Here is a 12,476-nt window from a genome sequence, read left to right on the forward strand (position 1 = left end):
TTTATGGTTTTTATTTACACTTCTCGATTTCGCTCGAAGTGTACGTATAAAAATAATAAAAAAGGTGTCAAAAGCATACGCTTTCAACACCTTTTATGGTTAATGATTATTTTTTAATTAATTTTTTCTGTGTAATACGCGTGCTGCCGTTTTCTAAACTTACTACATAGGTTCCGGCAGGTAGGTGGCTTACGTTAAGCAATACTTTACCTTCTTTGCCGTTTACGGCTTGTTTTAAGCGCTGTACCCCCAACATATCATATACCACAATATGTTGTGCGTCATTGTATTCCGTACCTACGTTATACGATGCAGTAGTAGTTTCAACCGTTGGGTTAGGCGAAAGTTCCAATTCAGGTTCTTTTACTTCTCCTTTTTTCCCACCAACCTCGTACAATTGTATTGGTACCTGGTCTGTACAAGAAGCACCCTGAATTAAGAAGATATCGTTGGCACCCGGGTAAAAGTTGCTGTTTACGTAGAATGATACGGTAATGGTATTTATTCCCGGACTTAATAAATGCGTTGCCGGTACAAAGGTACCAAAATTGTTAAAGCTACTTAAGTAAACACTTTGCCATGTACCCAGAGGGTTAAACAATGTTACCGTAAAAGTAAAGCCTCCCGGAATCGGACCCGTGTAGCTAAACGTTGCCGAAAAATTACAAGGTTGTGGCGGGCAGTTTACTATATCTGGTGTAATATTTGGCATATTACTACCAAAAGGGCAACCCTGTTGATTTAAAATCAGTTGGAAAATTCCACCATCATTCACAGGTTGATCGGGAACAACACCGCCTCCGGATTGTACCGGAATGTTGTTTGTATTCCAGTCATACTGCTCATATTCCCCTAAAGGTCCTAATAAATAGGCATCGCATACATTTGGATAACAGCCTTCGGGTACAATCCATAATACGCGGTCCGGGTTATGCGGTGCCGCAACACTATAAGTAGCACTACAACCCGACGGAGCGGTATAAATAACCTGGTACACGCCACCGTGAGCCACACTAATATTCTGCCCTGTCATGCCGTTGCTCCACAAATAGGTACCACCAGCCGGGGTGCCGTTTGCAGACATACTTACCGTATAAGGGTTGCAGTTTGTTACCGAAGGCGTGCTAATGGTAACATTTACCGGTTGGTGTACCACCACCTGCACAGAAGTGCTGCTGCTGCATGAATGATCGGTAGCCGATCGGGCATGGAAGTTATAGGTATATGTACCCGGAGAAAGACCGCTAATAACAAGTTCGGTGTTAGCCGCTCCTGTTACCCAGATATCATATCCGGTAGGTATTGTTGAACCTGTCCAACGGTGCTGTACCGTATTGTCGGTAACAATACCGGTAATTACCGTACTTTCGCCTGCACACATGGTTGTAGTACCTACAATACTTACGTGCGGCGGCTTGCGGATGACATAGTTTCGTGGCTTGGTAGCCATATCGTAAAACTTACAATCATTAGCGTCAATTAATACCGCCCAATAGCTGCCGCTTTGGGTTGGTTGGTAGGTTAAACCGGTGTGTACCGGCACATCGTCATTCATCCAGATAATATCTGTTGGAGCAACCGTAAAAGGTGGCGGACTATAACTTAAAGGCAGTTCATTGCCTTCACAATAATCGGCAGTGGTAGGAATAACGTCCCCCAAAAGGAAATCAGCTTTATTAATAGCTACCACGGGTCTGTTAACAACAGCCGTTTCATATACGCAACCGTAAGGTGTTCTGATTACTAACCATATAGGATAAGAATCTGCATCTGCAAACTGAATTTCTGTTAAAGGACCGTCTGCTACAAAATGGGTATCGTTAAAATGCCATTCATAGTGGTATTCCGACTTATAGGTACCGGGTACGTTTAAGGTAACTGCTTCATCAGCACAATAAGTTAGTGGCGTTACGGTAAAGTTGGTTGTTGGTACGCCGTCTAAATCTAATGTAATTGTTGCGGTACATGTTGGCTGCCCAAGAGAAGTTGCCGTTATGGTATACGTTTTAGTACCCGGCGTTACCCCCGTAAGAGAATAACTTGAACCTGTAGGGCTGCCCGATATACCTGTACCCGAATAGGTATAAGTAATAGGACTGATATTAGGGTCATAAACAGACGAAGCGTTTTTCAGCGTAATATTATAAACACCGTTTACACATTCAATATCTGCTTTTAAATCTGCCTGATAATTTTTAATAACATCAAAGGTTTTTACCACATTACAAGTACCATAAGTTAGCGTTGCAATCACCGTATGTACCCCGGCTACATCTGTTGTAAATGTAGTAGTTGGTGTGTTTGGTGAACCTGTTAGTGTAAGGTGTTCGCTACCTGACCAAGTAACTGTTGGAGAACCGGTATAGGTAACGTTTGCCGATATGGTATTACAAGCACTCCATGTAGCATTTACATTCACATTTGGTGTCGGCGTAATGGTACAATTTGGCGAAGTGTTACAATTGGCTACAACTTCCACATTAGACGATTTAAAAGTACAGCCGTTATAGGTAATTTCTACATAATAGCTTCCTTGAGGAGTACCACCAGAGATTGTATAATTGGAAGAGTTAGCACCTGAAATTGGGCTATTGTTTTTATACCATTGGTAACCTGCTACGGTTATCCCCGTAGGAACTGTTGAAGTAAGTGTTAAACTACCATAACTTGCCGGGCATACTGAAATAAAGTAACCTTGCGATATTCCCACTTTAACTTCAGGGGCAACTGTTACCGTTTGCTCTGCTTCTAACTGATAGCTACAATAGCCAACTATAGAAACTTTTATTTTTTGAGTTTGAGCTGCACCTGTTTGGTTAGTAAACCCGTTAGGAATTGAAAAGGGTACTCCGCTTGTAAACGGATAAGGTCCTTCAGCAGCTCCACCATCAAAGCTTACCATTACATCTCCTGAAATAATAGGTGCCGTTGTTACAGTCAGGTTAATGTTTTCATTTGTTAAACACTGACCCTCCAAAGATCCTAATGACATTGTTGGTTTTGGTCGTAAACTAACATTATAAGTGCCTGTTGTTTTTACACCACACTTGGTTACCGTTACTCTTACAATTCCGGTAGAAACGGTACTGATTTCATTAAAGCTTATAGTAGCTGTTTTACTGTTGATACCGTTGGTGATATTTCCAAAGTTGGTTGTGTTCCCTGGAGTACCTACAATGCTCCACTCTATAAGGTCGGGAGTACCAATGGTATTTACAGTAAAAGTAGTTGACGAACTTGGGCAAAACAAGGTTGTACCGTTAGGATGCGCTATAACAGGCGTCATATTAACCTGGCTTACATTACGTGTTTTAAGGATAGATTCACATCTAACGCCATTAACAACAATGGCTTTCACAACAGATATGCTTCCTGTTGGCGAAGTAAACTTTGCAGTAACACTGCTTCCTGTATTATTACCCGTAATAGTACCACCGGTTATAAACCATTCATAGGTATAACCTGCTTCACTTTCATTAATAGAATAGGTATAAGGCGTATTTAGGCAAACATGTTCGGGTCCGCTAATGTTATTTGTAATAACCGGGCTGGCGATAACGTTTATCACTACAGGATAGCTTATACAACCACCATTATCTGCTGTAATTACATAACTTCCGCCACCTTCTTCAAATGAATAAGAAAAGGAGTCAGTAAAATCGGTATATACTATGGTATTATTGTAAGTTACATTCCAAGTCAATGGAATAGCAAGTTGGGTTGAAAAATCCATACTGGTTCCCTCGCAAATCAATAATTCCTCCGGGTCAAAAGTAATTTGTGGACGATCCTGAACAGTAAAGCTGATTTCAGAATGACCTGCACAACTTCCTGCGGCAATAAGCGTATTAAAGTAATCTACACTTAATGTATAAGTTCCAGGCGTAAGCCCGCTTACGATAATTTCATTACGTTGATGATTTTTAACAAGCATAGGGTGATTAGGATCTCCATCAATCATCCATTCAAAGTTAGTGGTAGGCCATTGAGGCAGAGAAAAGATTGCTTGATCACCCTCGCAAACTACATCGGGACCAGTAATATTTCCAGATTGTAGGATCACAGGAATTTTTATGGTTGTCCAATTTGGACACGAGCAATTCGATCGATAACTAACATAACCAAATCCTTCCGAAGGATCAACTTGATTCCATTCCACATCGATAGAGGTGCCATAGTCAGCAACAATATCTCCCCCAATAACAATCCATTCGCCACCGCATCCATCGTTTACACTGTAAGTGGCGCGGTCAAATTCACAAACGATACTTGCACAACTGATTTCAACAGCCGGCATGTTTTCAATATGAATATCAAAATGGTATCTAGATACGCAATTGCAACTGTTTGTTACTGTTAATGTCACATTATAACTACCGCCATTCGTATAAGCGTGGGTTGGGTTTTCTGTAGCAGAAGTAGTACCGTCTCCAAAATCCCATAAGTAGTTAATTATTGCAGATCCACCATTATCCGTAGAAAGATTCTTAAATGATATAGGTTGAAAGGTACAGAAGGTGTTTTGATCTGGCTGTATCCCGGCAATTTCGAAATGGGCAGTGGGGCTAACTACCTTCTCTAAACAAAATGAAAGTTCACGGGTAGTTTCATCAGGATAAAGTATTGTAACGGTTAAATTTCCGTAATCGGTGGCATCCCATTCAATTTGTGCCCCATTACTGGAACTAGCAAGAAGATTACCGCCGTTTACCTGCCATTGTACATCAGTGGCATTGGGATCGTTAAGAAAATAATTTACGGTAGTGTTTTTACAGATACGGACACAGGGAGCATCTTCAATATTTTCTTTAAGCGGAGTAGCTTCTTCCCTACCGTCGTCAAATTCAATACATCCAACTTGTTGGTCCCAGGTAAGTACCGGGTTCTTTACTATTTGTGCTTGTATTCCTACTGTCCACATGAACATCAACAAAATACCCAAAGCCCGAATTTTGGGCAGAAAAGTACTTTTTTGCATACTATTATAATTTAAGTTAAAATTCTAAATCAAATAAAGTTTTAGTTTAAACCAATCTTTATTACTTAATTTGCGTCCTTTACAAAAATTTTAATAACTATTGAAACAAATTTAACCATTTATTTGATTTTACAAAATTATTAACTAAAAAAATATGATAATCAAAACAGCTCTAAACAACAATTAATAAAAAAAGCCGAATTTTCATTCGGCTTTTATTCAATTTGGTTTCCTTGTTTGTCAAAGAAATGATATTCTAAATACGTGTAGGCATCACGCGGTATAATTTTTATCCATCGTTTGTACTCAAAGAGCCATTTGGTACGCACCGACAGAAATCCTTTTGTTAGATACGCAGCTATAAACGGATGCGCATTTAAAACCATGTCTTTGTGGTCTTTAATAATTCGTTCCAGGTCAGCCGATATTTTATCAATAACTAAAATTGGAGCCTCTATTTCGCCCTCTCCGTTATGGTCTGGGTTTTCTTCTTTTGTTTTGATAGAAACTTCGGGTCTAACTCTTTGTCTAGTAATTTGAATTAATCCAAATTTACTAGGAGGCAAGATTTTGTGTTTTGCTTTGTCATCGCTCATTTCTTCTTTTAGGAAATCGTATAAAACCTTACGATTTTCGGGGTTGCTCATGTCGATAAAATCAACAACGATGATCCCACCCATATCGCGTAATCTTAACTGGCGTGCAATTTCTGATGCCGCGATCATATTTACTTCAAGAGCCGTATCCTCTTGTGATTGAGCTTTGTTTGAGCGGTTTCCACTGTTTACATCGATAACATGTAATGCTTCGGTATGCTCTATAATCAGGTAGGCTCCTTTACTCATAGATACGGTTTTACCGAATGAAGTTTTTATTTGTCGTTCAATGTGATATTTCTCGAACAACGGCACTTCTTTATTGTTATAATGTTTTACGATAGAAACTTTTGAAGGGGCTATTTCTTGCAGATAGTCCTTCGTTTGATAATACAATTCTTCATCGTCTATATGGATTCCTGTGAAAGTATCGTTAAAAACATCGCGCAGAATGCTTGATGCCCTGTTTACTTCTCCAAAAATCTTTGAAGGATGTTGAGCTGTAGTTAAACGTTTGCAAAGCAGGATCCATTTATCCATTAATGTTTGCAAATCTTTTTCTAGTTCTGTAACATTTTTGCCTTCGGCTACTGTGCGTACAATAACTCCGAAACCTTTTGGCTTAATAGTTTGCATCATTTTTTTAAGACGCTCTTTTTCTTGTTTTGAATCGATTTTCTGTGAAATCGAAACCCGTTCAGAAAAAGGAACCAATACTAAATAGCGACCGGCTAAAGACAATTCGGAACTGATCCTTGGGCCTTTGGTTGAGATTGGTTCTTTAACTATCTGTACTAAAATAGACTGGTTGGCACTTAACGCATCGGAAATAACACCATTTTTATCTATTTCAGTTTCAAAAGGAAATTTTTTAAGAGTGAAATCATTTAATTTACCTGAAGTTACAAGTTTGGTAAACTTCATCAGTGTTGGCAGGTTGGGACCTAAATCGTGGTAATGTAAAAAGGCATCTTTATCGAAACCAACATTTACAAATGCCGCGTTTAAGCCAGGAACGGGTTTACGAATTTTTGCTATAAAAATATCGCCTACCGAAAATCCTTTTTCGTCTTCCCTGTCTCTGTGAAGTTCAATTAATTTTCCATCTTTTAATAAGGCAAAATCTACTGTATCGGAACCAGACCTAATAATTAACTCTTTGTTCACTTGGTACATTTTTATCTGTTGCTTTTAGCTTAAAGTTTAGGGTGTAAAGTTTAGAAAAACTTGAACCAATTAAAAACTTGAAACCAAAAAATACAGATGGATTAAACATTTTTCTTTTAACTAAATAAAAGATTTTTTCAAAGAACTTTTTAATTTGCAATAAAAGAAAAAGTAGTTTTAAAACTACTTTTTCTTTTTGTGACGGTTAGCTCTTGCTCTTTTTTTACGTTTGTGCGTAGCTACCTTATGTCTTTTTCTTTTTTTACCACTTGGCATAATCTTGTAGTTTTAAGTTAGTAATTATTTTACGTCTGTGTTTGTTTTCACACCTTCTACAAACACTTTAGCTGGTTTAAAAGCCGGAATGTTATGAGCCGGTATTTTAATAGTTGTGTTTTTAGAAATGTTTCTTCCTGTTTTTTCGGCTCTGGTTTTAATAATAAAGCTTCCAAACCCTCTTAAATATACGTTATCGCCACCTTCTAAAGAAGATTTTACTTCTGCCATAAAAGATTCAACAGTTGCCTGCACGTCACCTTTCTCAAGCCCTAATTTCTCGGAAATTTTTGCTACAATGTCTGCTTTAGTCATTATCTCTCTATAAATTAATTTGTTGTCTGTTTTTTGAGTTTGCAAATATATTAATTTTATTATAATATTTAAATTTCAAATCATTAAATTTTAATGAAATAACGCCGCGTTTCAATTTCTCCTCATTTAAAAGATGTGTTATTGCACCACTTTTTCTATATATGAAGAGTTCATAGCACGCAATGCCCCCATATAATTCAGAGAGAATTCTAAATAATCGCCCACTTTATATTTTTTCTTATTTGTTTGTAAATCAACAATAATCATATCTGAACTTGCTCCAAAAAATTCGATATTTTTATCTTTTGGAAAAATATTCGACTGATCAACATCTAAAATCCCTAAATCTAAAATGGCTCTGAATGATGTTCTACCAATTTCTTTCTCATCAAATGAAAATGTTTTCCCTTCTACATTTGATCCAAAATCACCTTCGGGAACTTTAGGTTTTTCAATCAGCTCGATAATTTCTGCTTTTAAAGTAAATACATTTTGTTTCAACAACTTACTTGGTGTATCATTGTACACATCGGTTCCCTGGTACAGGGTTTCCCCTACCCTGAAATGATTAATACCAGCGGGAAGTTTGTGTTGAAAAATTAATGGAATCGTTACTGAAGATCCGCCTGAAACAAAAGGAATTTTCCTGTTGAATTTGGCTTCGATCAATTGTTTGTACAATGTAAGCTGGATTAATTTATCGGTACTTGGTAAAACGCCATACAGGCAAGAAAGGTTGGTTCCAATACCCACAACTTCGATATTGTTAAGCTGAAAAACCTCGTTATAAAACGATACCACATCTTCGCGCATTACGCCTTCTCTTAATTCTCCGAGTTCAATCATGATGATGATTTTGTGGATTTTGTTTTGTTTTTGAGCTTCGTGCGAAAGTAGTTTAATGGTATTTATATCGGTATTCATGCTAATATCGGCATATTTTACCACCGATGCTACCGAGCGTTTGGGCGTGGGTTTGATATAAATGGTTTCAATATTGGGATTTATTTTTTTTATCACTTTTAGGTTACTAACCCGCGAATCGCATACTTGTTGAGGATTGAGCTTTAATATTTCTTTGAGGAAGAGCTCGTTTCCACACAACATTTTGGTAACAACTGACCATTGAATTCCTTTGGCGTTAAAAAAATAATCTAATCGTTCAAAATTGTATTGCAGTCGTTCTTTATGTAAAGTTATAACAGCCATAACAATTACTTGTTTAAACGCATTTCTAGATACTTATTGGTAAAGCCCAGTTTTTCGTAAAGTTTTTTAGCAGGATTATCGGGTTCTACGTGTAGTGCAATATTTCCGTTTGCAGTTTCAATTGCTTTTTGCATCAGGGCTTTTCCAATGCCTTTACCGCGCTGGCTGGCATCTGTGGCAATATAAACCAAAATGTTTTCAGGAATATAATCTTTCATTCCGGTTTCATTCACAATTACAGCTCCAACAATTTTTTCTTCTTGTACCGCTGTTAGAATGAATCCGCCAAACGAAGGCGATTCTTTCAAAGCATATTTCAAACATTTTTCAATATCCTGTTTGGGATCGCCGTATTGCTCTAAATGTTTGAATAAAAAGTTTAAAATGTTTTCTCTTTCATATTGATTAGGTTTGTTCTCTTGACTATAAGTCTTGATTTTTAACATAATTTAATTTTTATATTTCTACTATTTACAAAGTTACTGATTTTTAATTAAATGACTTTTTACTTGATAAACCAATGATTTATACTGTACCTTTGTTTTGAAAAACGGTTCAAATGGATTTTACTCGGCAGTTATTGCTTTGGTATCAAAAAAACAAACGGGATTTACCTTGGCGAAACACCACAAACCCTTATTATATCTGGCTTTCGGAAATTATTTTACAACAAACCCGAATTGAACAGGGCTTGCCATATTACCTTTCATTTACCGAAAATTTCCCTACGTTAAAAGACCTGGCAACAGCCAATGAAGATGACGTTTTAAAGCTTTGGCAGGGATTGGGTTATTATTCGCGTGCCCGAAATCTGCATTTTACTGCAAAAACCATTTATTTTGATTTAAACAATACGTTTCCTGACAACTACAACAACATCATTAAGTTAAAAGGCATTGGTCCGTACACGGCAGCAGCAATAGCATCGTTTGCTTACAAAGAACCTGTAGCGGTGGTTGACGGAAATGTTTTTAGGGTGTTGTCTCGATTTTTCGGAATTCATGATGATATCGCTATTGGCAAAAACCGTACGGTTTTTCAAAATCTGGCAAATGAATTAATCAGTAAAAAACACCCCGATTTATTCAATCACGCGATAATGGATTTTGGTGCAACGGTTTGTGTACCGGCAAATCCTAAATGCGGGCAATGTATTTTAAACCAAAATTGTTATGCGTTTTTAAAAAACAAAGTCAATCAATTGCCTGTAAAGAACAAAAAAATCACTATAAAAAACCGGTTTTTCAATTATCTGATTTTGAAAAAAGACGATAAAATTGCTCTTCAACAACGCACCGACAAAGACATTTGGCAACAATTATACGAATTGCCACTGGTAGAAACTTTACAAGACAACGAAGAAGATTTGTTTGAATATTTATCGGCTCTTTTTCCTGAAAGTACCATTAAAAAAATCACTCCAAACGCCATAAAACACAAATTGTCACATCAGCAATTGCATATCAGTTTTTATGAAATTCAAGTTGCAGATTTTGACACGAAACATTTGGTTGTTCCGCTGAATCAATTAGATTTATATGCCTACCCTATTGTGCTGTGGAATTTTTTAAAAGATTTTTTTAAGCTGGAAAAAAATTAGTATTTTTGATTGATAAGGAAAAAATTTATGTACGGAACTTTAAACAAAGTAACTTTAATTGGCCATTTAGGCGACGACGTGAAAATGCATTATTTTGAAGGCGGAAACTCTATTGCCCGTTTTTCTATTGCAACTAACGAGGTATATATCAACAAATCAACCAACGAAAAAATTACATCGACAGAGTGGCACAACCTTGTTTTTAGAAACAAAGCTGCCGAATTGTGCGAAAAATATTTAAGCAAAGGCGATAAAATCTATGTGGAAGGAAAAATTCGTACCCGAAACTGGCAAACCGAAGAAGGTATTACCAAACACACCACCGAAATTCAGGTAACAGAATTTATTTTTCTTTCGATAAAAAAAGACATCGATTCAAAAACAAAGGCAATGAAACACACCGATGACAAATTGAGCAACTTTGAAATCCCAAAGATTTCCGATTACGATAAACTGAACGATCTTCCTTTTTAATGTTTAACCAAACCTGATTCTATTGGATCCCGAACCCGTCACATTACAATTACTTTTTTTACTGCTAACAGCTATTAGCTCAGTAATTTCTTTATTTTTTGTTGCATTATTTGCAGCCGTAGAAGTCGCATACTTTTCAACAACAAAAATTCGTTACGAACTGCTTTTAAACCATTTTCCCAAAAAAGCGGCGTTATACCAAAAATTATTGGACAAACCCGTTAAACTTCAGGCTACAATAAATTTAAGCAACACCCTTTTTAAGGTTCTGTTCTTGTGGAGTTTGTTTGTTTTTTACAATCATTTTTTCTTTATAAATTTCTGGGGTATTGTAATTTTACTGTGTGCAGGCAGCCTTATTATGGCTTTCTTCGGAGAAATTTATCCGCGAATATACAGTTCAAGGCAATTAAACAAAGTGGTGGTAAAAACCATTCAAATAGTTTATTTTTTCTGTGGAGTTTTAACCCCTATCACTTGGATTTTTAGAAAAATCAATCGTTTTGTCATTGGGAAAATCGATAAAAAAGATGATTCTTTTTCTATGGAACAACTTTCGCAGGCTATCGAAATGACCGATTATAACCCATCTAACGAAGATGAACAACGAATTTTAGAAGGAATTGCCTCTTTTGGATCTACCGAAGTATCGCAAGTAATGACGCCCCGAATCGACATTTTCGCATTGAGCGACGAGGAGCTTTTTCACGAGATTCTACCTCAAATTATTGAGAAAGGCTATTCGCGCATTCCTGTTTATGAAGATAGCATCGACAATATTATAGGAATTCTTTACATTAAAGACCTGATCCCGTTTTTAGACCGAAAAGTTTTTCAATGGACCACACTTTTACGCGAACCTTATTTTATTCCCGAAAGCAAGAAATTAGACGATTTGCTGACCGATTTTCAATCAAACAAAAACCATTTAGCTGTGGTGGTTGACGAATTTGGAGAAACCGTAGGAATTATCTCGTTAGAAGATATTATTGAAGAAATTGTAGGCGAAATTGCCGATGAATTAGACGAAGACGACAAACTGTATCAGAAATTAAACGCAAATGTTTATATCTTTGACGGGAAAATATCCATTTTAGATTTTTGTCGGATTTTAGATATTGATGAAGAACTTTTTGAAGAAAACCGGAAAGACGCTGAATCATTAGGAGGATTTTTACTGGAACAGATTGAAGATTTCCCTAAAACCGATGACGTTATTACGTTTGAAAATTATACTTTTAAAATTGTAAACATTCATAAACGCAGATTAGAAAAAATTAAAGTTACCATTAATGAAAACGACTAACTTTTTAACAACCGCAGTAATTATACTTTCTTTAGCAAGCTGCAAAGAAGACGCCATTCCTAAACCCGACGGTTTTTTAAGTCTGGAATATCCCGAAGCTGCTTACGAAAGTTATTCGTACCCAAACAGTAGCTTTAAGTTCGATAAAAACAAAGCGGCGGTCATTCAACCCGAAGAAAATTTTTCTTTTAAGATTGATTATCCAAATATGAAAGCAAGCATCTATATGAATTACCGACCGGTTGAAAACAATTTGGATTTGCTTTTAAAGGATGCTCAAAAACTAACCTACGAACATATTGTAAAAGCCGATGGTATCCAGGAATCGATTTACGAACATCCTGAAAAAAACGTTTACGGAATGTTTTACCGGGTTATTGGCGATGCGGCAACAAACGTACAGTTTTACGCTACCGACAGCACAAAAAATTTTGTTGTTGGAACGCTTTATTTTTACACAAAACCCAATTTTGATTCTATTTATCCCGCTACAAAATACATCGAAGACGATATGAAAATAATTATAGAATCGTTAGAATGGACGAAATAAAAAAA

General features: G+C 36.7%; 9 protein-coding genes. 4 read left to right on the forward strand and 5 right to left on the reverse strand.

Going from position 1 to position 12,476, the window contains the following annotated elements; all coding sequences use genetic code 11:
• Nucleotides 1-106: 106 nt before the first annotated feature.
• The 5 genes from BLW20_RS14935 to BLW20_RS05935 form a co-directional block, all read right to left on the reverse strand.
• Nucleotides 107-4,978, reverse strand: a complete 4,872-nt coding sequence (locus BLW20_RS14935; RefSeq protein WP_091097371.1) for a PKD domain-containing protein — start codon at nucleotides 4,976-4,978, stop codon at nucleotides 107-109.
• Nucleotides 4,979-5,193: 215 nt separating this feature from the next.
• Nucleotides 5,194-6,741, reverse strand: a complete 1,548-nt coding sequence (locus BLW20_RS05920) for an Rne/Rng family ribonuclease (RefSeq protein WP_091097502.1) — start codon at nucleotides 6,739-6,741, stop codon at nucleotides 5,194-5,196.
• Nucleotides 6,742-7,041: 300 nt separating this feature from the next.
• Nucleotides 7,042-7,377, reverse strand: a complete 336-nt coding sequence (locus tag BLW20_RS05925; RefSeq protein ID WP_262492797.1) for an HU family DNA-binding protein — start codon at nucleotides 7,375-7,377, stop codon at nucleotides 7,042-7,044.
• A 93-nt stretch (nucleotides 7,378-7,470) separates the two neighbouring features.
• Nucleotides 7,471-8,541 carry an alanine racemase gene (locus BLW20_RS05930; protein ID WP_091097379.1) on the reverse strand — a complete coding sequence of 357 codons (1,071 nt, stop codon included), beginning with the start codon at nucleotides 8,539-8,541 and terminating at the stop codon, nucleotides 7,471-7,473.
• A gap of 5 nt (nucleotides 8,542-8,546) precedes the next feature.
• Complete coding sequence (locus BLW20_RS05935; protein ID WP_091097383.1) at nucleotides 8,547-8,987, reverse strand: GNAT family N-acetyltransferase; 441 nt, start codon at nucleotides 8,985-8,987, stop codon at nucleotides 8,547-8,549.
• A 113-nt stretch (nucleotides 8,988-9,100) separates the two neighbouring features.
• Here BLW20_RS05935 and mutY point away from each other — a divergent pair, with 113 nt between their 5' ends.
• From mutY to gldD, 4 genes are read left to right on the forward strand one after another with little or no spacing between them, the layout of a single operon-like run.
• Entirely contained in the window at nucleotides 9,101-10,141 is a 1,041-nt protein-coding gene (gene mutY / locus BLW20_RS05940) for an A/G-specific adenine glycosylase (RefSeq protein ID WP_091097387.1), read from the forward strand.
• Nucleotides 10,142-10,168: 27 nt separating this feature from the next.
• A complete protein-coding gene (locus tag BLW20_RS05945) occupies nucleotides 10,169-10,615 on the forward strand; it encodes a single-stranded DNA-binding protein (protein WP_091097391.1) in 447 nt (148 codons plus the stop codon).
• A 22-nt stretch (nucleotides 10,616-10,637) separates the two neighbouring features.
• Nucleotides 10,638-11,921, forward strand: a complete 1,284-nt coding sequence (gene gldE / locus BLW20_RS05950; RefSeq protein ID WP_177165041.1) for a gliding motility-associated protein GldE — start codon at nucleotides 10,638-10,640, stop codon at nucleotides 11,919-11,921.
• A complete protein-coding gene (gldD, locus tag BLW20_RS05955; RefSeq protein WP_091097397.1) occupies nucleotides 11,908-12,471 on the forward strand; it encodes a gliding motility lipoprotein GldD in 564 nt (187 codons plus the stop codon). Before gldE ends, gldD begins: the two co-directional genes overlap by 14 nt.
• Nucleotides 12,472-12,476 lie beyond the last annotated feature (5 nt).

Source organism: Paenimyroides marinum (genome assembly GCF_900108395.1).
GTDB lineage: Bacteria > Bacteroidota > Bacteroidia > Flavobacteriales > Flavobacteriaceae > Flavobacterium > Flavobacterium marinum.